The organism is Serratia plymuthica NBRC 102599 (genome assembly GCF_001590925.1).
Classification (GTDB): Bacteria; Pseudomonadota; Gammaproteobacteria; order Enterobacterales; family Enterobacteriaceae; genus Serratia; species Serratia plymuthica.
Genome location: NZ_BCTU01000015.1, coordinates 170,537 through 192,159, shown reverse-complemented (window position 1 = coordinate 192,159; position 21,623 = coordinate 170,537). Strand labels below are relative to the sequence as shown.

The 21,623-nt window shown below is 52.8% G+C and carries 23 protein-coding genes; 6 read left to right on the top strand and 17 right to left on the bottom strand.

What is annotated here, in order from left to right; genetic code table 11:
- Nucleotides 1-49: 49 nt before the first annotated feature.
- Nucleotides 50-310 (bottom strand): multiple stress resistance protein BhsA, encoded by a 261-nt coding sequence (gene bhsA, locus SPL01S_RS12130; RefSeq protein ID WP_063200069.1) that lies wholly within the window; start codon nt 308-310, stop codon nt 50-52.
- A 165-nt stretch (nt 311-475) separates the two neighbouring features.
- Entirely contained in the window at nt 476-1,114 is a 639-nt protein-coding gene (locus SPL01S_RS12125) for a flavin reductase family protein (protein ID WP_004942223.1), read from the bottom strand.
- Between the two features lie 120 nt (nt 1,115-1,234).
- On the opposite strand from SPL01S_RS12125, the gene rlmF reads away from it, so the two are divergent.
- Complete coding sequence (gene rlmF, locus SPL01S_RS12120; protein ID WP_063200065.1) at nt 1,235-2,200, top strand: 23S rRNA (adenine(1618)-N(6))-methyltransferase RlmF; 966 nt, start codon at nt 1,235-1,237, stop codon at nt 2,198-2,200.
- A gap of 185 nt (nt 2,201-2,385) precedes the next feature.
- Here rlmF and glnQ read toward each other — a convergent pair whose 3' ends face one another.
- The 5 genes from glnQ to dps form a co-directional block, all read right to left on the bottom strand.
- Nucleotides 2,386-3,108 (bottom strand): glutamine ABC transporter ATP-binding protein GlnQ, encoded by a 723-nt coding sequence (gene glnQ, locus SPL01S_RS12115; RefSeq protein WP_004942230.1) that lies wholly within the window; start codon nt 3,106-3,108, stop codon nt 2,386-2,388.
- A complete protein-coding gene (glnP, locus tag SPL01S_RS12110; protein WP_004942232.1) occupies nt 3,105-3,764 on the bottom strand; it encodes a glutamine ABC transporter permease GlnP in 660 nt (219 codons plus the stop codon). The genes glnQ and glnP overlap by 4 nt, the downstream gene beginning before the upstream one ends.
- A gap of 105 nt (nt 3,765-3,869) precedes the next feature.
- Nucleotides 3,870-4,613, bottom strand: coding sequence for a glutamine ABC transporter substrate-binding protein GlnH (gene glnH / locus SPL01S_RS12105; protein WP_006324335.1), 744 nt, complete (start codon nt 4,611-4,613; stop codon nt 3,870-3,872).
- 371 nt (nt 4,614-4,984) lie between these two features.
- Nucleotides 4,985-5,251 carry a DksA/TraR family C4-type zinc finger protein gene (locus tag SPL01S_RS12100; protein WP_062870175.1) on the bottom strand — a complete coding sequence of 89 codons (267 nt, stop codon included), beginning with the start codon at nt 5,249-5,251 and terminating at the stop codon, nt 4,985-4,987.
- Nucleotides 5,252-5,439: 188 nt separating this feature from the next.
- On the bottom strand, nt 5,440-5,943 hold the full coding sequence (gene dps, locus SPL01S_RS12095) for a DNA starvation/stationary phase protection protein Dps (protein WP_006324338.1): 504 nt from the start codon (nt 5,941-5,943) through the stop codon (nt 5,440-5,442).
- Nucleotides 5,944-6,339: 396 nt separating this feature from the next.
- Between dps and SPL01S_RS12090 the strand changes: the two genes are divergently transcribed.
- Entirely contained in the window at nt 6,340-6,879 is a 540-nt protein-coding gene (locus SPL01S_RS12090) for a shikimate kinase (protein ID WP_063200062.1), read from the top strand.
- Here the strand turns inward: SPL01S_RS12090 and nanQ are convergent.
- Both nanQ and rhtA read right to left on the bottom strand, forming a co-directional pair.
- Nucleotides 6,854-7,351: an N-acetylneuraminate anomerase gene (nanQ, locus tag SPL01S_RS12085; protein WP_062870179.1), complete on the bottom strand. Its 498-nt coding sequence runs from the start codon at nt 7,349-7,351 to the stop codon at nt 6,854-6,856. The genes SPL01S_RS12090 and nanQ overlap by 26 nt on opposite strands.
- 141 nt (nt 7,352-7,492) lie before the next feature.
- On the bottom strand, nt 7,493-8,380 hold the full coding sequence (gene rhtA, locus SPL01S_RS12080) for a threonine/homoserine exporter RhtA (protein ID WP_004942245.1): 888 nt from the start codon (nt 8,378-8,380) through the stop codon (nt 7,493-7,495).
- A gap of 399 nt (nt 8,381-8,779) precedes the next feature.
- On the opposite strand from rhtA, the gene ompX reads away from it, so the two are divergent.
- Nucleotides 8,780-9,298 (top strand): outer membrane protein OmpX, encoded by a 519-nt coding sequence (gene ompX, locus SPL01S_RS12075; protein WP_013812125.1) that lies wholly within the window; start codon nt 8,780-8,782, stop codon nt 9,296-9,298.
- A gap of 97 nt (nt 9,299-9,395) precedes the next feature.
- On the opposite strand, the gene SPL01S_RS12070 is transcribed toward ompX, so the two are convergent.
- Nucleotides 9,396-10,379, bottom strand: coding sequence for a nitrilase family protein (locus tag SPL01S_RS12070; RefSeq protein ID WP_063200059.1), 984 nt, complete (start codon nt 10,377-10,379; stop codon nt 9,396-9,398).
- A gap of 93 nt (nt 10,380-10,472) precedes the next feature.
- Here SPL01S_RS12070 and SPL01S_RS12065 point away from each other — a divergent pair, with 93 nt between their 5' ends.
- Entirely contained in the window at nt 10,473-11,348 is an 876-nt protein-coding gene (locus tag SPL01S_RS12065; RefSeq protein WP_037432492.1) for a LysR family transcriptional regulator, read from the top strand.
- Between the two features lie 9 nt (nt 11,349-11,357).
- Here the strand turns inward: SPL01S_RS12065 and SPL01S_RS12060 are convergent, their stop codons facing one another.
- From SPL01S_RS12060 to SPL01S_RS12030, 6 genes are all read right to left on the bottom strand, one after another.
- Nucleotides 11,358-11,888: a GNAT family N-acetyltransferase gene (locus SPL01S_RS12060; protein WP_062870183.1), complete on the bottom strand. Its 531-nt coding sequence runs from the start codon at nt 11,886-11,888 to the stop codon at nt 11,358-11,360.
- Between the two features lie 66 nt (nt 11,889-11,954).
- Complete coding sequence (locus SPL01S_RS12055; RefSeq protein ID WP_063200056.1) at nt 11,955-12,731, bottom strand: HPr family phosphocarrier protein; 777 nt, start codon at nt 12,729-12,731, stop codon at nt 11,955-11,957.
- Between the two features lie 379 nt (nt 12,732-13,110).
- Complete coding sequence (locus tag SPL01S_RS12045; RefSeq protein ID WP_063200050.1) at nt 13,111-13,644, bottom strand: hypothetical protein; 534 nt, start codon at nt 13,642-13,644, stop codon at nt 13,111-13,113.
- 124 nt (nt 13,645-13,768) lie between these two features.
- On the bottom strand, nt 13,769-14,536 hold the full coding sequence (locus SPL01S_RS12040; RefSeq protein WP_062870186.1) for a molybdopterin-dependent oxidoreductase: 768 nt from the start codon (nt 14,534-14,536) through the stop codon (nt 13,769-13,771).
- Complete coding sequence (locus SPL01S_RS12035; RefSeq protein WP_063200048.1) at nt 14,529-15,134, bottom strand: cytochrome b/b6 domain-containing protein; 606 nt, start codon at nt 15,132-15,134, stop codon at nt 14,529-14,531. Before SPL01S_RS12035 ends, SPL01S_RS12040 begins: the two co-directional genes overlap by 8 nt.
- A gap of 14 nt (nt 15,135-15,148) precedes the next feature.
- Nucleotides 15,149-15,775 (bottom strand): hypothetical protein, encoded by a 627-nt coding sequence (locus SPL01S_RS12030; RefSeq protein WP_063200045.1) that lies wholly within the window; start codon nt 15,773-15,775, stop codon nt 15,149-15,151.
- Between the two features lie 140 nt (nt 15,776-15,915).
- On the opposite strand from SPL01S_RS12030, the gene SPL01S_RS12025 reads away from it, so the two are divergent.
- Together SPL01S_RS12025 and SPL01S_RS12020 are read left to right on the top strand one after the other, a co-directional pair.
- Nucleotides 15,916-16,587: a heavy metal response regulator transcription factor gene (locus tag SPL01S_RS12025; RefSeq protein WP_004942258.1), complete on the top strand. Its 672-nt coding sequence runs from the start codon at nt 15,916-15,918 to the stop codon at nt 16,585-16,587.
- A complete protein-coding gene (locus SPL01S_RS12020; protein ID WP_063200042.1) occupies nt 16,584-18,020 on the top strand; it encodes a heavy metal sensor histidine kinase in 1,437 nt (478 codons plus the stop codon). The genes SPL01S_RS12025 and SPL01S_RS12020 overlap by 4 nt, the downstream gene beginning before the upstream one ends.
- Before the next feature lie 248 nt (nt 18,021-18,268).
- Here SPL01S_RS12020 and SPL01S_RS12015 read toward each other — a convergent pair whose 3' ends face one another.
- On the bottom strand, nt 18,269-21,307 hold the full coding sequence (locus SPL01S_RS12015) for a DUF4214 domain-containing protein (RefSeq protein WP_063200039.1): 3,039 nt from the start codon (nt 21,305-21,307) through the stop codon (nt 18,269-18,271).
- Nucleotides 21,308-21,623: the final 316 nt, after the last annotated feature.

Below are 21,623 nucleotides of genomic sequence, written 5' to 3'. Positions count from 1 at the left end.
CCCGCCGATAGCGCGTATCGGCGGGCTTTTTTTTATCTGAAACAACTAATTAGTTGTAGATGACCGCAGTGGCATGCATCAGGTTATTACCGCTGGTAGAGGTAATGGTAAAGGCTTTGGCGCCGACCGCATCGGCTTTGGCTGCCAACTGAGCTTTCAGGCTGCTCAGGTCGGTAGCGCCGCTGGCGGTGATCACGCCGGCTTTTTCGAACTGGGCGGCGTCTTGTGCGCTGACGTGTTCAGCGGCAAAAGAAGTGAAAGATACGGTAGCCAGAGCGATAGCAGCAGCAAAAGTTTTGATGTTTTTCATGAGAGTCATTCCTGTCAAGTTTGTAAGGGAGAAAGGGAGTTGCCTTTCGATGGAGTGATTATTACGCAGTGACAGGCAGGATGAAATCGGAGAGTATTGATAATCTTTTTCAGATTTTTTGATTGTTAACTCCCCCTTCTTCCCGCGGAAGAAAAGGGGGCTTGTTCAGCGCTTCAGGGCATCCGGGCGCAGCAGATCGAAACGGTGTTGTTCCGAAATGCCATAGTAGGCGCTCGGCCCGCCGGCGCGCAGGATAGGTTCGGCTGCGGCGGTTTGATAAACGCCATGCTCGTCCAGCAACGCGGGGTCGATATGCACCGCGACCACTTCACCCAGCACCAGCCAGGTTTCCACCTTCTCGCCGGCGGCGCTTTGCAACTGAATGCACTGCGTCAGGCGGCATTCAAAGTTGACCGGGCTTTCCGCTACGCGCTCGGCCTTCACGCGCCGACCAGGCAGCGGCGTTACGCCGGCAAAGGCAAATTCATCTTCGCCGCGTGCCAGGCTGGCGGAACTGTTGTTCATGGCCTCGGCGAGCGGGCGTGTCGCCAGGTTCCAGACAAACTCTCCGGTCTCCACGATGTTTGCCACGCTGTCTTTCCAGCCGGTGCTGGCAAAGCCGATGATGGGCGGGCGGTAGTTGAAACAGTTAAAGAAACTGTAAGGCGCCAAATTGCGTTGGCCGTTTGCGCCGACCGAGGAGATCCAACCGATGGGGCGTGGACCGACGATGGCGTTCAGCGGATCGTGCGGCAGACCGTGGCCTGCGGCGGGCTCATAGTAATAACGGGACTCACTGCTCATAAACGACCTGGTGTGGATAAACCGAGCTTTTATTTTGACGGGTTTCTCGTCGGCTGCAAGTTTGGCGTCGCTTTATGGTATCTTACGCGCCAGAAATGCCTTTAAAGAGAGCCCGTCACGGTGGAAAAAAAGAAAACCTTCCCGCAGCAGAAAAGCGGCCTGCACCCGCGTAACCGTCATCGCTCACGCTATGATTTTCCGGCGCTGATCGCCAGTTGCCCGGCGTTGGAGCCGTTCGTCAAGCCGAATGCCTGGGGCGATATCTCGGTAGATTTCGCCGATCCGGCGGCGGTTAAAATGCTCAACCGTGCCTTGCTGCAACATTTTTATGGTATCGAACATTGGGATATTCCCGCCGACTACCTTTGCCCGCCGATCCCTGGGCGTGCCGATTACCTGCACCATCTGGCGGACCTGCTGGCCACCAGCAACGGTGGCGAGATCCCGCGCGGTAAAGGCGTGGCTATCCTCGATGTGGGCATTGGCGCCAACTGCATTTATCCGATCGTCGGCCTGCGTGAGTACGGTTGGCGGTTTACCGGTTCGGAGATCGACCCGGTATCGCTCAATTCGGCCAAGATGATCGTAGAGATGAACCCGACGTTGAGAAACAGCGTGCGTCTGCGTTTGCAAAAACAGCCGGAGCTTATCCTTAACGGCATTATCGGCGTGGCGGAGAAGTTTGACGCCACGCTGTGCAACCCGCCGTTCCACGGTTCAGAACAGGAAGCGCGCGCCAGTACCCGCCTTAAACTGCACAAGCTGGGCAAAGGCGAAGTGGCCGACAAGCCGATACAGAACTTCGGCGGCAAGAATAACGAACTGTGGTGCGAAGGCGGCGAAGAAGCCTTCGTGCGCAAGATGGTTGAAGAGAGCGTCGGCAAGGCACAGAACTGCCTGTGGTTTACCTCGCTTATCTCCAAAAATACTACTCTGCCAAGCATTTACCATGCGCTGAAGTTGGCGGGAGCGGTGGAAGTACGCACCATCGAGATGGCGCAGGGGCAAAAGATCAGCCGTTTCGTGGCCTGGACCTTCCATGACGCCGAGCAGCAGGCTGCCTGGGCGGCAGAACGCTGGGGTTAATTCCTCAGGCGCTGGCCAGCTAACCGGCGCCAATAAAACTTCGCATTTTCCTTTCAATTCTACTGCCGCAGCTCGTGTGCCCACGAGGGATCAATGACGCCAAGCGGCGAGGCATTGATCGCTTTCCAAGAAAGAATCGTTGGAAACGGCGGACGCAGGACGCGCCCGCCGTTGAGCTGGGTAAATCAGGAGACGTGCTGCAGGAACTCTTGCAGACGCGGGCTTGGCGGCGAGTTGATCAGATCGTGCGGGTTGCCGTCTTCGGCTATACGGCCCTTGTCGATGAAGATCAGACGCGACGCCACTTTTTCGGCAAAGCCGACTTCGTGGGTCACGATCACCATGGTCATGCCTTCTTCAGCCAGATCTTGCATAACCTTCAGCACTTCGTGACGAAGTTCCGGGTCAAGCGCCGATGTAGGTTCGTCGAACAGCATCATTTTCGGTTTTACCGCCAGCGCACGGGCGATGGCCACGCGTTGCTGCTGGCCGCCGGACAGTTCGGAAGGGTAGTGATGCGCGCGTTCCGCCAGGCCCACTTTGGCCAACAGCTCACGTGCCAGCTTTTCCGCTTCCGACTTTTTCAGACCGCGTACACGGATCGGGCCAAAGGCGACGTTTTCCAGCGCCGTCAGGTGCGGGAACAGGTAAAACTGTTGGAACACCATGCCGGCTTCCTGACGGATCAGGCGATCGTCGACCTTGGGATCGTTGGCTTTCAGACCATCGACGAACAGATCGCCGCTGGTGATCTCTTCCAGTTTGTTGATGCAGCGCAGCAGCGTGGACTTGCCGGAGCCGGAAGGCCCGATAATCACCACCACTTCACCTTGGTTAATTTGCAGGTCGATATTGTGCAGCACTTGGGTTTGGCCAAAATGCTTGGAGACGTTTTTAAATTCAATCACAGGATTTTCATCCTTCTTTCCAGACGACGCAGAACGAAGCTCAGCACCAGGGTGATGATCAGATAGATAACCGCTACGGCGCTCCAGATTTCCAGCGCACGGAAGTTACCGGCAATAATTTCCTGGCCCTGACGGGTCAGTTCCGCCACGCCGATCACGATGAACAGCGAAGTGTCTTTAATGCTGATGATCCACTGGTTACCCAGCGGTGGCAGCATGCGGCGCAGCGCCAGCGGCATAATGACGTAGCGGATGGTTTCACGGCGTGACAGACCCAACGCCAGCCCCGCCTCGCGGAATCCGTTGTGGATCGACAACACCGCACCACGGGTAATTTCCGCAATGTAGGCGCCGGAGTTGATCATGATGGTGACCACCGCCGCGCTGAACGGGTCTATGCGTAAATCGCTGAACGCCATTGGCAGGGCGAAGTAGATAAACATCACCTGCACCACGATCGGTGTACCGCGGATAACTTCAATGAATACCAGAGCGGCATGGTTGGCAAGCCAACCGCCGTAGGTACGGGCAAAGCCAGCGACAAGGCCGATGATCAGGCCGCCAATCAGACCGAGGACCGAAATCCACAGGGTCATTTTGGCGCCCTCTAACAGAATGGGGATGGCGGGCCAGATGGCGCTCCAGTCGAACTGCATGGTATTTTCTCCCGATGATCCCAATGCTGGGAATCAGATACAACAAAGCGCAGGGGCTAAGGCACAACCCCCGTGCTCAAGTTAAACAGTGGCTGACTTCACCCGTTATTTAGGCTCAGTACCGAACCATTTTTTGTAGATTTCGTTGTAGGTGCCGTTGTCGCGCAGCGTTTTCAGCGCGCCGTTCACCTTCACGCGCAGCTCGTCACTGCCTTTCGGGAAGGCGATGCCGTATTGCTGGGCTTCCAGTGATTCACCGACGGTTTTGAACTTGCCTGCGCCTGCAGTTTTAATGAAGTACAGGATATTTGGCGTGTCGTGCAGTACCGCGTCAGCGCGCTTGGTGCCCAGTTCCATATAGGCGTTATCGATGTTCGGGAACTGACGCAGATCTTTGGTTTTGATGTTTTGCTTGGCGTAATCCACCGAGCCGGTGCCGCTCTTCACCGCCACCACTTTACCGTCCAGATCCTTCACGCTTTTTACGCTATCGTCGTTGGCATTCACCATTACCAACAGACCGCTTTTGTAGTAACCGTCGGAAAACTCGATGGCTTTTTTACGTTCTTCGGTGATGGTGATACCCGCCAGCGCCAAATCGATGTTTTTAGTTTGCAACGCCGGGATGATGCCGCTGAAATCCATAGGTTTCAGGGTGTAATCCAGTTTCAGCTCTTTAGCGATCGCGGCCCACAGGTCGATATCGAAGCCAACGTATTTGTCGCCTTGCTTGAATTCAAAGGGAACGAATGCGGTATCGGTTGCGACGACCAGTTTGTCTGCTGCGTGGGAGCTTACGGCAAAAGCCAGCGAAAGTGCGGCCAGGGAGACTTTGAAAATTGACTTCATGTGAGGAATTTCCTGTACAGGTTGCGGATTACCCATTTTTTATATTGCAGTTGGTGCCATGAAAAAATCGTGCCATGTTTGCAACTACTATAAAAACAAAGAGTTGTGATGCAATGTTGTGCTTTGAAGGCGTATTATTATTGTCATGCACCAAATTGAGGCCCCAAAATGGTGCCTTTGGTCCCGCATTGGTGCACTGGCCTATCATTAACCAAATAATGGGGGTGAAACAACCGATAGTTAACAGTTTCGCTTCAATATTGATAACTAACTCTAACTTTTATGATGCATCGTTGTTGCATATGGTGCAGGAATGTTCGATAAGTACGGGAAATGGTCGCAGAACCCGGCGCCCTTAACCAGTAACGTTCTTAACGCAACTGGCTGTCTTTGCTCCCGCGTCGGTTATATAAGCCGCTGTCGGTCTGTTTTTTGTCCAGTTCGGTTTGGCAGGCCAGACAATAACGCACGCCTTTTAACGCTTGCCGGCGCGCCAGCGGAATTTCTTCGCCGCACTCCTGGCAATAATGCTCGCTTTCACCTTGACCCAGCGCATGCCGTGCACGCTGTACAGCGTCATCAACGGTGGAGTCGATCTGATCCTGTACGGCACCATCCGCCGCCCAGCCGTTTGCCATGGTGACCTCACTTTGGTGTTTTCGCCGTATTCCTCTGTACGTAACGCGGCCAATCGCTGCCTGATTAAGTCTACTATGGGCGTTTTTTTGAGCAATTCAAGCGGCGTAAAAAGAAAAACAGGCCGGGATAAAGTCCGCAGCCTGTTTAAACCCCGCGATGCGGGGTGGGGGATAGCCCTTACCCGGGTTTATTCAATATTGGATTCGATAAACCACAGGAATTTGTCCAGATCGCGTGATGCTGCAGTGAACATATCGGCAGTGTCTTCATCTTCCACTTCGGAGATGGCCTTGCGAATGTCATTCGCTACTGCGCCATAACGATCCGCCAGCGCTTTCAGATGTTCCTGCACGCTGTGGATGTTGGTTGGATAGCTTTTCAGCGGGGTTTTATCGTTAACCACCTGCACTGTACCCAGCGCCACGCCGCCCAACTGCACTACGCGCTCGGCAAAAGTATCCTGATGATCGGTGATCGCGGTGCGGAACCCGTCCAGCATTTCATGAACGGCAATAAAATTGGCGCCACGCATGTTCCAGTGCGCCTGTTTGGTGATCAACGACAGGTCAATAAACTGCACCACCTGATGGTTCAGGGCTTTGATCGCGGCCAGCTTCGTTTTTTCGTCCATGTCATTACGGGTGTAAAGCAGATCAGAAGATTTCGTTTTCACCAGTTTAGCGGTACTCATATCAGATATCCTCTTTGTGGGTCGTTGTCCTATTTTTGTCACGGGGGTAATTATAGCAGCCATATTCATTCCTGCAGCGTGAAAATGGCTATTGGATAAATAGGCAATAACGAATGGGAATTTTCCCTTGAAAATCGCAGTGCGATAACTTTGCTTTATTGTTTTTTAATGTATTGAATTTTAATGATTTTGAAATTTCATTCATAAGTTTGTAACGATTGAAGATAATAATAAAAACGCGGAGATACTTCTCGTAATAAATTCATTGTCCAGAGTGATATATTTTTAGGGAGGCCCTTATTGTGTCGTTATGTTAATTGGCTGTTAATTCAGGTTGATAGCCCGATAATGGAGCGTATAGAATATCTACCCCTCATTTTTATCGCCTGCGAACTTATGAAAATTAACGTAGTTGGAACCAGCGGCAGTGGCAAAAGCACGGTGGCGCGCCAGTTGGCGGAAAAATTTTCAGTGCCTTATATCGAGCTGGACAAGCTATTTTGGCGGCAGGATTGGCAAGGCACGCCGGATGATGCGTTTTTGGCCCGTCTCGCACAGGTATTGGGCGATGCGGACGGCGGCTGGGTGCTGGACGGCAATTACACACGAACCAAATCGATCAAGTGGCGTGAGGTCGATTGGGTCGTGTGGGTGGACTACGGGTTCTGCCGCACGCTGTTTCAGGCTGTGCGCCGTGCAGCTACGCGAGCTTGGGCCCGCACTGAATTGTGGCCCGGCACCGGCAACCGCGAGAGCTTTCGCCGTTCTTTTTTCAGCCGCGATTCGATAATTCTGTGGACCCTCAAAACCTACCGTAAAAACCGGGCCAACTACCTGGATGATATGAATAACGCCCGGTATGCACATATCCGCTTTATTCGGCTGCGTTCACCCGGGCAGACCCTGACGTTTATTCGTTCTTTACCTCAGGAGTAATCGGCGGCAACAGCAGGCTGTAATGCACCTTCACCACGGCTTTCTTGATAACCGTTGGGGCATTCAACTGACATCCGGGGTGATGCGGTTCATAGGGCAAGAAGATAGCGTACATGCCGGGAAACATTTGCAGCGTCTGGCGATGGCGGATGATATCCAACAGTTGCAGATCCCGCGTTTCGTCGTAGGGCTGTTCGCTTTGCCAATCGCCCGGCAACCCGTAATCAATGCGTTCCTCGCCGCTAATTAACAGATGAATGGCGGCATATTCCTGATGCAGTTCGGCGCGATTGGCCTGCGCTGGCCCGGTTGTCAGCGTCATTACCTCCATAAAGAGCTTCTCGCCGTCGATTTCATGCCGCCCCAGCGCCAGCTCGGGCAGATCGTATTGACGCAGAGCAGTAAGGGCCTTAATCAGTACTGACGACATTCCACGGCCGTAGCGTGGGTTAAACAGAGTGTTATAAATCACTTTGGTTCTCCATGTGATCAACCCTGCCGGGTTGGGTTCCATAAAAGCGTTGGTTGTTTCGGGAAAAGTATGCCCGTTTGTCGGTACGAAAACAGTTAACCCGCCAGCATTCCGCTTTAGCCATGCGGGCGTATCAGATTATCAAGACAGTTTTTCGATTTGCGGTTTGGATTTGATGGTCAGAGTCGAGCCCATCGATGCCGCGATAATCGCTGCCAGAGCCAGCCATTGCACCAGGGTCAGGTGCTCATTAAGGAACAGCATGCCCGAAAGCGCCGCCATTGCCGGCTCCAGGCTCATCAGAGTGCCGAAGGTGCGCGCCGGGATTTTGGGCAGCGCGATGATCTCCAGCGAATAAGGGAGCGCGGTCGACAGGATCGCTACCGCCAGCGCGGTGGGCAGAATATCGACATTAAGCAATACGCTGCCGGCTTGCCAGGCGCCAATCGGGCAGAACACCAAAGCGGCTATCAGGGAACCTACTGCCACCGTTCCCGGCCCGTGATCGCCGCCGGCCTTCTGGCCAAAAATAATATAGACCGCCCAGCAGGCGCCGGCGCCCAGCGCGCAGGCTGCACCGAAAGGATCGATACTGCCCATGTCATGACCCAGTGGCAACAGGAACCACAATCCGACCAGTGCCAGCACCACCCATAAAAAGTCTATCGCACGGCGTGAGGAAAACATGGCGACCGCCAGTGGGCCGGTGAACTCCAGCGCCACGGCGATGCCGAGCGGCAGGGTGCGCAGCGAAAGGTAGAACAGGTAATTCATGGCGCCCAACGCCAGGCCGTAGACCAGCAGCGGCAAGCGGCTGCCGGCGGCGAAGCGCATGCGCCACGGGCGGAAGATAATAAACAGAATCAGCGTGCCGATGCTCAGACGCAGCGTGGTGATCCCTTCCGCGCCGACCAGCGGAAACAGGCTTTTGGCCAGCGAGGCGCCGCCCTGGATCGATACCATGGCGATGATTAACAAACAGATGGGCAGCAGCGCGGAAGGCGCTTTAGCGGGTGTAGACGCAGACATCCTTATGAGCCTTTTGTTCGCCTTCCACAGCCTTGGGAAGACAGTCGAAATTTGGATGAGGGCAGTGTAAATGAAATGGGGTAAATGTGTCTGCGAAAAGCGTACGAAACGGTAAAAGCCACCGGCTTCAGACGCAAAACAAGTGCATATGGTCAAAAAGTGCGCATTTATTTCGGAATTGTCTGGATATTAAATAGGTGATTCTTGTCACACAAACGAGTAGAATGCGGCTCGAAAATAGAGCGAAAAGAAGTAGATACACTGTTCTTGAAATCTTATGTTACACGATATAAAGCGTTAGACACTCATTTTAAGGCAGAGTTTCACGCTAATTTTTGCTATATTTTCAATGCATGAACAAATGGATTTACTTAAAAATATAACGCGTTTGAGGTGGTTATGAAAAAAATTGCATGTCTTTCCGCAGTAGCAGCCTGTGTATTAGCAGTAACCGCAGGTACCGCATTCGCTGGTCAGAGCACCGTATCCGCTGGCTATGCGCAGGGTGATTTCCAAGGCGTTGCCAACAAAGCCGACGGTTTCAACCTGAAGTACCGTTACGAGTTCGACAACAACCCACTGGGCGTGATCGGTTCCTTTACCCATCTGGAAAAGGACGGCTCTCAGGGCGGTTACTACAACAAAGCGCAGTACAACTCTATCACTGCCGGTCCAGCTTACCGCTTCAATGACTGGGCAAGCATCTACGGTGTGATCGGTGTTGGCTACGGCAAAAACATTGATAATGCACAGAACGGCACCGATCGTAACGGCAGCAGCGACTACGGCTTCACTTACGGCGCTGGTCTGCAGTTCAACCCAATCCAGGAAGTTGCTCTGGACGTAGGTTACGAGCAGAGCCGCATCCGCAGTGTTGACGTTGGCACCTGGATGGTTGGCGTAGGCTACCGTTTCTAAGATTTCTCCATGCCTGCGGGCGTGAGCGTACGGCGCAGTTGGCCGTACCAGATAAAAATCCGCCTTCGGGCGGATTTTTTTTGCCTGAAATTCAGCGTTATTTACCCAGTTTTTGCGCCGGTTGCGATGAAAAACGGGCGCTGCGGGCATCGCGCTCGTAACCCTGAGGTTCCGTGAGGATGTCATATAACGCCGGCCGACGACCGTGGATCCAGCGACGCCCTGTGCTGAGCGGGATCAGCGACAAATCGAGGTCGGCGATGACCATTTGATCTTCCGCAGCCCAGGTTTCCGCCAGGATACGACCATAGGGATCGAGGATCATCGCGTTGCCGGTACGCACTTCGTCGTCATCGCGCCCCACGCCGTTGCTGAACAGAATAAACAGGCCATTGTCATGGGCACGTGCCGGTAGCCAGCGCATCAGCCAGCCGCGCCCGTGTTCGCCGCGGAATGCCGCCTCTATCGCCTGCGGATTTTCCGCACGCTGCTGCCACAGCGCCAGCGGGATTGGTTTCATGCCGTGCGGGCTGCGCGAGTGGGTGCCACCGGTCTGGTGCGGTGCCAACAGCACGTCCGCTCCCAGCAGTGTGGTTGCGCGCACGTTTTCCACCAGATTATTGTCCCAGCAAATCAGAACGCCCATCCGCACTCCCCAGGGAGTATCGAACACGGTAAAGCTGTCGCCGCTGGCTATCGCCTCATGTTCAAAGGCGTGCAGTTTACGGTGAACGTGAAGGTTGCCGTCGGGCAGGCATACGGCGTAGGCGTTGTAATAGTTGCCATCCTCGCCCAGCTCAATCAGCCCGACACCGATTGCCATGTTATAGCGTTCCGCCAACGGACGAATGCGCGTCAGAGAAGGGCTGTCGGCGATCGGTTCCGCCAGGGCGCCAATCTCGCCGGCGCTGAGGTGCCGCACGTGCCAGTAGCCGGTAATGCACATCTCCGGAAAGGTTAATACCTGGATTTGTTCGGCGGCGGCGCGGGCGATAAAGCCCTCCATTACCGACAGGTTGTAGTTTTTATCATTGGCGCGATGCTGAAATTGCACCGTCGCGGCGCGCAGAGACGTTGTCATAAGGTTACCTTTGGCTGTTATCTGGCGTTGATTACAGCAGGCGTATTGATTACTGTATAATCAATTAAATTCCTATATCGATAACCTGGTGGAATGGATATAAAACAACTGCGCGCTTTCGTGGTGCTGGCCGAGCAGGGCAATTATCGTCTGGCCGCGGAGCGGCTGTGCATTACTCAGCCGGCGTTGAGCAAACAGATACAGGCGCTGGAAACACTGCTGGGGACCCGGCTGTTTAACCGTGGTCGTCAGGGCGCTCAGCTTACCGCCGGCGGGCAGCGGTTGTATCCCGAAGCCCAGACGTTGGTCGACCGACATTTGCAGTTTCAGCAGCACGCTCTGCGGGTGGTGCAAGGGGCTGCGGGGCGGCTGGCGCTCGGGTTTGGCCTGTCCAGTTTCCATTTGGCGCCGCAGTTGGTCGCCGCCTTCCGCCAACGTTTTCCGGCGGTGGCCGTGGGGTTGGAGGATCTGCCTTCGGAGCGGCAATATCAGTTGTTATTGCAGGGAGAATTGCAGGTGGGATTTGTGCGGTTGCCGGTCAGTGCGCCGCTGCGGGCCACAGCGTTGCTGAGCGATCGGCTGGTGTTGGCGGCGCCATCGGCGCTGGCGCTGCGGGCGGAAACCCTGATGGCGCGATTTAACACCTTGCCGCTGTTGCAACTGACGCCCAAACGCGGGCGCGGTCTGAGCGATCAATCGCTGCGCTTTATTGCCGCGCATCAATTGACGCCGAATGTCGTGCAGCAGGCAGGCGACATCCAGACGCTGCTGGCGCTGGTCGCCGCAGGCATTGGCGTGGCTCTGTTGCCGCACAGCGTCACCCATATTGTGCCTACGGGCATCGATATCTTGCCGTTAAGCGGTGACGCGACCGAATGGCAGGTCGGAATTGCCTGGAATCCGCAGCAGCCCGACGCGTTGCGGGATAATTTTATTCAGGTTGCGCTGGCGACGGTGCAGGCGCCTTAAAGCCTGCGTTCATAAGGGGCAGTGCATCACCACAATCGGATTCTGGTGGTATTCGCTGCGGTGGCTTTCGCTAAAGCCGACTTTTCTCGCCAATGCCAGCGAAGGCTGGTTCTCCGGCGAGATAATACACACCGCCTTATCGCTGGGTAAGTGTTCCTTCCCCCAGGCCAGCGCTGCCTGCAAGGCTTCGGTGGCATACCCTTTGCCCTGCGCCGCCGTTATCAATGTCCAGCCCATCTCGGGGGCGTCGAGTGCCGGGATAATAGCGCGCTGGAAATCGGAAAAACCGATACCGCCGAGGTAAGCGCCGCTGATTTTATCGCGTACCGCCCAGTAGCCGTACCCTAATAGCGTCCAGTGACCAACGTACCGCATCAGTCGGCCCCAGGAATCTTCACGATCCCTCGGAGTACCGCCGATATAGCGGACAATTTCGGGATCGGCCCACATGGCGGCCAGCGATTCAAAATCGTCAAGCCTATGCGCATCCAGGCGTAAACGATCGGTCAGCAACGGCGGTGCGGTGGTGATAAGCGGCATTATTTTTTCCTGCACAGAGCGAAAAACGGTGTAGCGAGTATGCCAGAGAAGTGACATCGCCAGCCATTAGAGGTAAGGCTTTATCCAGCCAAGCCCGGCTGCGGTTTCGCCGCGAGGTTTGTATTCACAGCCGATCCAACCCTGATAACCTATGTTGTCCAACTGTGCGAACAGCCACGGATAATTAAGTTCGCCGTCGTCCGGCTCATGACGATCTGGCACTGATGCGATCTGAATATGGGCGTAGCGCCCGGCCAGCGAGGTCATCAGGCCGCTGATATTGCCATCAACCAACTGAGCATGGAAAAAATCAAACTGCATGAAAACATTCGGGCGATCGATAGCCTCGACCAATTGCGCGGCCTGGTGTTGGCTGGAGAACAGATAGTGGGGTTTCACCTGTGGGCTGAGGGCTTCGATCAAAACCTTGATGCCGTGTGCGGCGAAGGTCTCTGCGGCATAGCGGATATTGCCGATAAAGGTCTCGCGATAGCGCTGCCAGTCGGCTCCCGGCGGGACCAATCCGGCCATCACGTGCACGCAGGGGCAATTCAGGGCGATGGCGTAGGCCAACGCGCATTCGATATCGGCGCGCGCATCCTGTTCGCGGCCGGGGACGGCGGCCAAACCCCATTCACCGGCTACAACATTGCCCGGAGGGGTATTGAACAGCACCTGTTGCAGATCATGACGCCGCAGCTGTTCCGCCAGCAGTTCGGCTGGATATTCATAGGGGAACAGAAACTCCACCGCCTTGAACCCTGCGCCTGCGGCGGCTTCGAACCGCTCCAGAAACGGCAGCTCGTTAAACATCGTCGATAAGTTGGCAGCAAATTTAGGCATGTTCCAGCTCCGTAATCCGGCAATTTCCTGATGGTACAGGGCAGCATCGGGGTGCAGAAATGATTTTACAGGTGGATATCAGAAAATGAGGTTTAAGATGGAGTTTTTCGTGAAGCACAAGCATGTTAGCCATGCGATCAATGAACGTTTCAGGCACAATCTCTTCGCCAAAAAAATCCAACTTCTTGATGTACGCCGGGCCAATAAATGGGCGAGGTGGATAGAAAAACCCCCAGGCGGGGGTTATTGTGGCGAAGTGAATTTATTGCTGAAGATAATCGGCCCTGGTTCGCCAAGGCTACCGCGCTCACTCCATTCCTGACATCTTTCTTCCCACCAGGCATCGTGGAAGGCTTGTATGGCTTTCAGTCGCTGCTCTTTAATGCTCAGATCTGTTGAAGCCTGTTCCTGCGGTTGTTCTGATACGCTGGATTTCGATAACATAGAGTCCGTCCTTTATGAATTCCATTTTGTATAAATACTGTACTCTCCGGGCGTGTTTTTTCAATAAAGAATCATAGATTTTGGCTAGTGCGGGCCTTAATGGTGCGCTAAAAACAAGCCTGGCCTGGGATCGCGCGACGAAATTGATGATTGCTTCGCCAACCCCTCTAACGAACAACAGTTCGCGTTCACGAAAGGTGTAATTCATGGTGGTGTAGGTATCGAATGCCGAACGCTTTTGTCCGACGGTAAAATTCAACGCTTCGATATCATAAAACTCCAGCATATAAGCGCTATCTAAAATTTCCGAATCGACATAAATATGCACAAACCAGTGGTGCATTTCCTGCGTTATCTTTTTGATATCGAGATAGTATTTCGCAGCGTACCCCCCACCTTTATTCACCGTTATCTGATATCTGAATGTATCCGCCACCCAGGTATGCTGCGCCCTGACATCAATCTCCATGATAAAATCATTTTTATTATTATTTTTCCTATAGTTACCTTACTTGTTAGCGGTGAATTATTAACGGAGGTTAACGCTCTTTTCCAGCCGGCAGCGTGGGTTCTGCGCAGTACTGCGCAGAAAACTAGATCCCGCTAAACCAGTTATAGCCCTGATCTTCCCAGTAGCCGCCGGGATTGGTATCGCTGACAAAAATGGCGGCGATATGCTTGGCGTTCTTGAAGCCCAGCTTGGTGGGCACCCGCAACCGCAGCGGATAGCCGTAGTCCGCCGGCAACGCCTTACCGCCGAAATCCAGCGCCAGGAGGGTCTGCGGGTGCAGTGCGGTGGCCATATCTATGCTGGAGTAATAACGATCCGCGCATTTAAAACCGACGTAACGGGCATTCAGATCCGCCCCGACATGCTGCAGGAAGCTGCGCAGCGGTACGCCGCCCCATTGCCCGATGGCGCTCCAGCCCTCGATGCAGATCAGCCGGGTTATCTGGCTCTGTTGCGGCAGGCGTTGCAGCTGTTCCAGCGTCCAGGGGGCGGTTTTCTCCACCTTGCCGGAAATTTCCAGCCGATAGCTGGCGAGATCCACCTCCGGTACGTTGTACTCGGGGTAAAACGCGTTGAACGGGAAGGGGTGGGTAATCTGATCCGGCCGATAGGTTTGCGCCAGCCGCTGGCCGCTGAACAGCCAGGCCTGTACCCGATCGTTCCAGCGCGACATGGCCCACAGCACTTTATCCACCTGATCGCCGTCTTGCATGTTGCAGCCGGTCAGCATGGCGATGCCGCCCAGCGTCAGGCCGGAGCGCAGCATCAGGCGACGTTGCAGATTGACCAGCTGTTTTTTCTGGTCCGGTTCCAACGCCGGTGTCGAAGGGCGCCGTTGTTTATCATTCATGTTTGCCACCCGTAATCATTGCCCATAGCGTGCGCGGCACGATAATCACCATTAGCAAGTGAATCACCACAAATAACCCAATGGCGGACATGGCGAAAAAATGCACGTAGCGCGCGGTGTCAAACCCGCCAAACAGGCCTACCAAGCCTTGCAACTGGACGGGTTTCCAGATGGCCAGTCCGGAGAGCACCAGCAGCAACCCCAGCGCCAGCACGCCCAGGTACATCAGCTTTTGAATGGCGTTATAGCGGCCATGGTGATGCTGCAGCCGCAGCGTTAGCGCCTGCCCGATTTCGCGCCGCAGCGCCCTGGCGCTGAGCGGCAGCAGATCGCGCCGGAAATGGCCGCTGAACAGGCTCCACAACAGGTAGCACAGCGCGTTAAACGCCAGCAGCCACATAACCGCCAGATGCCAGCCAATCGCGCCGCCCAGCCAGCCGCCGAGCGTCATCTGCGGCGGAAAGCGGAAGCCGAACAGCGGTGAGGCGTTATAGATTTCCCAGCCGCTCATGAACATGCAAACCATGGCGAACAGGTTAACCCAATGGGCGATCCGGACCGGCCAGCGATGCACCGGCCGCGGCGCGTTGGTTTTCATCGTTTTTTCCTGGGTTACATTGGCGGAACGGTGCCGTCTTTGCCGGCGGAGATGCGGGTGGCGACGCGTTCGCCTTTCTCGTCAGTGGCGGAGAACAGCACAATGTGCGCGCCCGGTTTCAACAGGCTGCGATCGCCGGGATCCAGGGTGACGATCGGCACGTCTTCCGGCACGGTGACGGTTTTCTGCTGGTTACCGTAGGTCACGGTCAGAGTGCGGCCGTTGGATTTCACCAGCTTGCCGACGGTGCCGTTGGTCATGGTGTCTACCTTACCGTCGGCAGATTCCCAGGCCGAGTGGCCCTCGCCGGTGCCGCGCAGGCTGGCGGCGAACACGTGCACTTCCAGCGCTTTCAAGGTGCCATCCGCTTGCGGTACGGCGGCGGTGCCGATAAAGCTGTCGGGCTTGATGTCGTCCAGCGTGCCCTTGGATACGCTCAGTACCTTGGTTTGATCGTTGATTTTTACGCTGACCTTTTCCCCTTTACGGTCGGTGAGTTGCAGGCTGCTGTCGCTGACTTGATCGATAGTGCCACGCAGTGGAGCAATGATTTTTCCCGGTGCCGGGGCGGCGGCGGCAATGCCGCTGCACAGCATCAGGGTGGACAGCAGTAAACCGGCAAAACGATGACGGGTAATCATAATCTTCTCCTTTGTATGGGTTGCCGGTTAAGCATGGTCGAACAACAGGGACAGCACCATGTCCGTTTGATGACATTAATGTCATCAAGAATGTCAGCCGAAACTGCTAGTATTTCCGCAGATGCAACGAGGTGGCGACAATGCGGATATTGGTGATTGAAGACGACATCAGCACGGGTGATTACCTGAAAAAAGGGTTGGGAGAGGCGGGGTACAGCGTCGATCTGGCGCGTAACGGCACTGACGGGCTGTTCCGGGCGCTGGAACACGGTTATGACGCCATCGTGCTCGACGTGATGCTGCCGGGGCTGGACGGCTGGCAGATAGTGGAAGTGCTGCGCAAGAAAAGCGACGTGCCAATCCTGTTTCTGACTGCGCGTGACGGGGTGCAGGATCGCATTCATGGCCTGGAACTGGGGGCCGAGGATTATTTGATCAAACCCTTTTCCTTCACTGAACTGGTGTTGCGTATCCGCACGCTGCTGCGGCGCGGTACGGTGCGTGAAGCCGATCACTACAGCCTTGCCGATCTGCAACTCGACGTATTGCGCCGCAAGGCGGTGCGGCAGGATGTGGTGATCCCGCTGACCAACAAGGAGTTTATGCTGTTGCACCTGTTGGTGCGGCGCGAAGGAGAGGTGCTGTCGCGCACCCTGATCGCTTCGCAGGTTTGGGACATGAATTTTGACAGCGACACCAACGTGGTGGATGTGGCGATCAAACGCCTGCGCGCCAAGATTGACCGACCGTTCGCTATCAAGCTGATTCATACCGTGCGCGGCATCGGTTATGTCTGCGAGCCGCGCTCATGAACGTGCTGGTCCAACGCTGGCACACCCTGTCGCTGACGATACGCAGCGCCATGCTGTTTGCGCTGGTGGCGGCGCTGGTGGTCAGCGGCGCAGGCTGGTATCTGTATGGCGCGATGCGTCAGGAGATGACCACCCGCAGCGATTTTCAGGTTACCGGCCGGGTGGAGTATTTTCGCCATTTGCTGAGCCAGCGCTTTCCGCTCGACCGGTTGGTGGCCAACACCGGCCTGTTTGAAAACATGCTGGGCAATGAACAGGACGTTTTGATTTTTCAGCAACCGGGTCAAAAACCCTTAATCAACGTTAATCCGGCCAGGTTGACGCTGCCGCCCATAACGCCAACGCCGGTCGACGCGCCTCAGCTTCTGAGTGCGGTGAGCAGTGGGGAGACGGCGCAGGGCGTGCCGCTGCGTGTCGCATCGGCGCTGGTGAGACTGGATGACGGCAACCTGCTGCAGATCTCGGCGGCTCACGTGATGGTCAATGAACAGAAGATGCTGGCGCGCTATCTGTGGCGGATCGTCGCTGCGGTGGCTGTGGCGTTTTTACTGATCGCGCTGCTGGGCTATTGGGTGATGCGTCGTGGGTTACAGCCGCTGTGGCGCATGGCGGCGCAGGCGGCGGTGATCACGCCGAATACGCTGTCGACTCGGCTGAGTGAGCAGGGGGCACCGAAGGAGCTGCGACAACTGACCCGTTCGTTTAACGCCATGCTCGATCGGCTGAATGACGGCTATCAACGCCTGACACAGTTTTCCGCCGATCTGGCGCATGAAATCCGCACCCCGGTGGGCGCGTTGATGGGCCATTGCCAGGTGGCGCTGTATCAGCCGCGCAGCGTGGAAGAGTATGAAACCCTGTTGTCGAACAATATGGACGAGCTGGAGCGCATTTCGCGCATGGTGGAAAATATTCTGTTTCTGGCACGCGCCGGGGAAGCGCAGGCGGTGCTGAACTGTAGCCGAATGGATATAGCGCAGGAGCTTCAGCGGGTGGCGGACTATTTCGAAGGACTGGCGGAAGAGCGAGGCATCACTTTAGTTTGCTGGGGCGAGGGGCAACTGATGGCGGATGCGATGCTGTTTCAGCGTGCGTTGAGCAATCTGGTCGCCAATGCGGTGCGTTATGCCGACGAAAACAGCCAGATAAGGTTGCAGGCGCTCAGTCAGCCGAAGGGAAGGGTAGTGATCCAGGTGGTCAATCAAGGGCGGCCCATTTCACCGATGCACCTTGACAAGCTGTTCGACCGTTTTTACCGTGCTGATGCTGCCCGCAGCGCCGGCAGCCATGCCAGCGGCCTGGGGTTATCGATCGTGCGCGCCATCATGACGCTGCACGGCGGCGAGGTTCGTGCCGAGTGCATCGCCGGTGACCCCTCGGCGCGCATCACCTTTAGCCTGATATTTCTCCTTCAAGAGGATTCGCAAAGCTAGCGCAGTGGGGGTGAGGCGCGGAGGCAGGCACCGCTCTACGGTCGATCAAACGGCTGAACATTGCCGTTGTGCAGCAGTAAAACACGCTGCAGGACCTTTCAGGTTTTTAAGTTTCTTATTCGTTGGCGGAGCCTTAATTATTACATAATAAATTCCTGAAATAAATGCCCCATAAATACTTCAGGCATATTATAAAATAAATTTATTACTTAGGGCTACATAAAATAGCCCTAAGTAATGTATTGTAATTAATAGAACAGTGTTTCAGCTAACTGTTGGGTATCCGGTTGTCCAGTGACTTTTATCAATGAATCAGTCGTGTCATACACACCATTGTTATTAAGATCGACAACGAAGAAAGTGTTTTTTTCAAGATGGTCGTCAAGGGTTGAAACAACACCAATCTTTTTGGTTAGTGCCAATGGCGTATTAGGGTTGTATAAATTCTCAATGTAACCATAATCGGCCAGTGAGTTTCCACCGCTGATATGTTCTGTGAGCGGAACTTTTTCACCCGCCTTTTTATTAGAGATATAGATATCCATGTTTTTTAAACCTATTACATCTTCATCCTTGTTAAAATCATAAAGCGTATGTTCTCCTTTACCAGGCCGAACAATGTTAAATAAATCAATGCCTCCTCCTCCCGTAGCTGTTATACCAGTATCAATATCTATAAAGTCTGAGCCATTCCCTCCGATAAATTTGATACTTCCATTACTGTTGACAGGTGCGTTGTTGGAGTCGAGTATTTTAAACGAGTTTTCACTATGTCCACCAATAACAGTAATGTTTTTAGTTACCGAATCAGCTAGAAAGAAGTTTATTCCCGCAGCATCTGAAGCATTAACAACGAAGTTGTTATTACTTAAAGATGACGAGAAGTCAACGCTAAGTGCGATGAGATTATCCCCAGAAATATTTATAGTATCAATCTTGGTGCTTTGCAATTTTAACGACACTGCAGTTTTGTCTTCTGAAGAGCCTGTTGTGTCTACATTTATTTCTGTTAGGTTATTTCCCGTAAATAAAAAAGTGCCCGCGTAGTTTGATATTACTTCTCCCTCATGAAGTTCGGCGTATTCTTTTTGTTGGTCATTAGCTACTTTTTGATTGGTGAATAAGTTAAAATGAGTAACATCGTCCTTAACATTAAATCGATATTCTTGGTTGTTATGATTAATTTGACTTCGGTTGTTGATATATATGTTGGCTGCGGCCTGATTGATGTTAATTACATTAATCCAGCCTGCAGTTGCTTTGAAATCATTTGCATTTGTAATGGAGAAACCAGACTTTCCGATGTCGTTGACGTTCCCTCCTGATATTATAGAAGCATTATCCAAGAATAAACCGTAGTCGAAAGTATTATTTTTTACATTGTCAATGGTCCGCGTAATGCTACCATCTGTATTCACCGTATAGGTAATTCCTGAAACTTGCCCAATGTAACCTGCTAAATCAATGAGTGAAAAGTTTTTAAATTGGTCTAAATTACTTGAGTATTTTACTTCTTTAGTATCTGGATTGCCATTAAGGCCTTTACGAATGGTTGTTTCAGTCCAGAAAGTGATAAAATTAGCTGATAACTTGTTATTACCATCACCACCATCTGCAGTAATGTTTTTACTTATTTTATTTCCTGCTGCTGAAGCGTTATTACCTTCCCATGCGAGGAAGTCATCTCCTCCTCCCAGGGTGTATTTCGATGGGGAAGAAGCAATATCTACGGTTTTGTTGATGTAAATGATTTCTCCTGCCCCCCCGGTATGCAGATCAAGTATATGACCATTGATAGTTATTTTTGTGAATTCATTTTGTAGATGGTCAGAAATTTTTATCATGCCTTCACTACTGCCAGTGATAGTGATATCTTTAACATTAGCAGCGTAGGTAAGGTCAATATTATGTGAAGAAATAAGATTGATAGTTATTTTCTCAAGAATAGCCAGTTCAGTGTTGCTGAGAATATGATCAACACCGGAGTTAATATTTCCTCTTGGCGTTCCCTCATCCGTATTGGTGAGGGTAGCATTATTTTTAAATCCTAAGCTATATGCAATTTTAAATAAAAACTGAAACTGATCTTGGAATTCATCATTTGAAGTGGGATCTGTTTTTAGCAGGTCATTAATAATGTGTGAGGTAATGCTCTCTTTACTGCCGTAAGCTAAAAGTCTCTGTACCGTATCGTTATCAGCCTCGACACCATAGACTGATTTGTATATTTTTTGCACGAAGGGCTCGCCATTAAGATGGCTTGAGTAGCGAGTAAATTCAGAAGAATTGAGTAATAGTTTTACCATTTCTTCATAACTTTTACCTGCGGCTAACTCACGACTATAGCCGAATAACGCTTGCGCATTTATACCGCGCCCCGCAGCGGCAAGATAAAGTGCGGCGATCTGTTCTTGATAGGCCAGGGCAGGTAACTCGCCAGGGGCATAATCGTGACTGGCGGCCAACAAATGTTGTTGTGCAAGCTGGTCTTGTTCATTGGTACTATCACGCAGTGATTGCAGGATTTTTATTGCAACCTCAGCCCGTGATGAGCCCGAAGAAAGTAAATCCAGGTATTTATTCAATTCATCTTGGGACGGAGCACGTTCAAATCCTTTATCAAACAAGCGATTAATAAAAGTATTATCCATAACGTTACTAAGATAAGCACGATCGGCGATGAATTTCTCCGTCGCTTGCAACAACGTTTTGGTTCCATTATTGAGATGCACCACCCAAAAATCGGTAACATCCTGGGTGAGTCCTGCACCTAATATATGGAATATTCCTTGAATGTCTGTCACGCCACTGCCCGGAGTGCCGCTTGTGGATGACCCTGGGAACAGATTATCATGGCCCTTATCGATTAAATGTTCCCTATCGGTGACGCGTTGTACTGGGTAATTTAGCTCGCCACTCTGCGTCCAGTCATCATTCAGTTGTGGCCAAGGTGCTTTATTGCTGATGAGTTCGTCTATAATTCGGAATAGGTTTACTTCAATCGGCTTAGCCGCTTCGTTAAGCCACAGTTTGAATTCAACCTCGCCAAAATTCCTCCCATGTGCTGTAACGAATACTTCGGACATTATATCGAACTTTTTCTTGTTACCGTATAGAGCTATTGCTTCGTCAGAACGGATCAGTGTCGAGACTAACTCTTTAATCGCTATGATACCGCGGCTTTCAAAAGCATCTGCGTACATCTTTAGTTGTTTTTCGGTTGGACTTTTTCGGATGATGGCGTAAAAGACGGCACCAATTTGTTGTTCAGAGATTAAGGTTGCCATTATTTTGATTTCCTTAGATTTTATTGGTTTAATGAAGTGAGAGTAACTATTTAAATGAATATTATTTCATGTTGAACTAATTGGTAAGGCACCAAATCTGAAATTAATATTAGATGAAGCATCCGTTTTTGAGCATTAAAAAGCATGGTTTTGAGAGAGTTTAGGACTTCTTCCCAGTAAAAGGTTGTAGGTGGACCGTACGAGGGTTACCGCGGACAAGTATCGGATTGGGTTGGCGTGTTGCTGTTGTACGTACAGACATGGCCACCGCAAGGCAAAAGGGGGGGTTGTGTTGCAACTAGCTCACTTTGTATCC

Coding starts and splice junctions, on each gene's coding strand:
- bhsA (WP_063200069.1), bottom strand. CDS start 310: ATGAAAAACATCAAAACTTTTGCTGCTGCTATCGCTCTGGCTACCGTA.
- SPL01S_RS12125 (WP_004942223.1), bottom strand. CDS start 1,114: ATGAGCAGTGAGTCCCGTTATTACTATGAGCCCGCCGCAGGCCACGGT.
- glnP (WP_004942232.1), bottom strand. CDS start 3,764: ATGCAGTTCGACTGGAGCGCCATCTGGCCCGCCATCCCCATTCTGTTA.
- glnH (WP_006324335.1), bottom strand. CDS start 4,613: ATGAAGTCAATTTTCAAAGTCTCCCTGGCCGCACTTTCGCTGGCTTTT.
- SPL01S_RS12100 (WP_062870175.1), bottom strand. CDS start 5,251: ATGGCAAACGGCTGGGCGGCGGATGGTGCCGTACAGGATCAGATCGAC.
- dps (WP_006324338.1), bottom strand. CDS start 5,943: ATGAGTACCGCTAAACTGGTGAAAACGAAATCTTCTGATCTGCTTTAC.
- SPL01S_RS12090 (WP_063200062.1), top strand. CDS start 6,340: ATGAAAATTAACGTAGTTGGAACCAGCGGCAGTGGCAAAAGCACGGTG.
- rhtA (WP_004942245.1), bottom strand. CDS start 8,380: ATGTCTGCGTCTACACCCGCTAAAGCGCCTTCCGCGCTGCTGCCCATC.
- ompX (WP_013812125.1), top strand. CDS start 8,780: ATGAAAAAAATTGCATGTCTTTCCGCAGTAGCAGCCTGTGTATTAGCA.
- SPL01S_RS12070 (WP_063200059.1), bottom strand. CDS start 10,379: ATGACAACGTCTCTGCGCGCCGCGACGGTGCAATTTCAGCATCGCGCC.
- SPL01S_RS12065 (WP_037432492.1), top strand. CDS start 10,473: ATGGATATAAAACAACTGCGCGCTTTCGTGGTGCTGGCCGAGCAGGGC.
- SPL01S_RS12060 (WP_062870183.1), bottom strand. CDS start 11,888: ATGCCGCTTATCACCACCGCACCGCCGTTGCTGACCGATCGTTTACGC.
- SPL01S_RS12055 (WP_063200056.1), bottom strand. CDS start 12,731: ATGCCTAAATTTGCTGCCAACTTATCGACGATGTTTAACGAGCTGCCG.
- SPL01S_RS12045 (WP_063200050.1), bottom strand. CDS start 13,644: ATGGAGATTGATGTCAGGGCGCAGCATACCTGGGTGGCGGATACATTC.
- SPL01S_RS12040 (WP_062870186.1), bottom strand. CDS start 14,536: ATGAATGATAAACAACGGCGCCCTTCGACACCGGCGTTGGAACCGGAC.
- SPL01S_RS12035 (WP_063200048.1), bottom strand. CDS start 15,134: ATGAAAACCAACGCGCCGCGGCCGGTGCATCGCTGGCCGGTCCGGATC.
- SPL01S_RS12030 (WP_063200045.1), bottom strand. CDS start 15,775: ATGATTACCCGTCATCGTTTTGCCGGTTTACTGCTGTCCACCCTGATG.
- SPL01S_RS12025 (WP_004942258.1), top strand. CDS start 15,916: ATGCGGATATTGGTGATTGAAGACGACATCAGCACGGGTGATTACCTG.
- SPL01S_RS12020 (WP_063200042.1), top strand. CDS start 16,584: ATGAACGTGCTGGTCCAACGCTGGCACACCCTGTCGCTGACGATACGC.
- SPL01S_RS12015 (WP_063200039.1), bottom strand. CDS start 21,307: ATGGCAACCTTAATCTCTGAACAACAAATTGGTGCCGTCTTTTACGCC.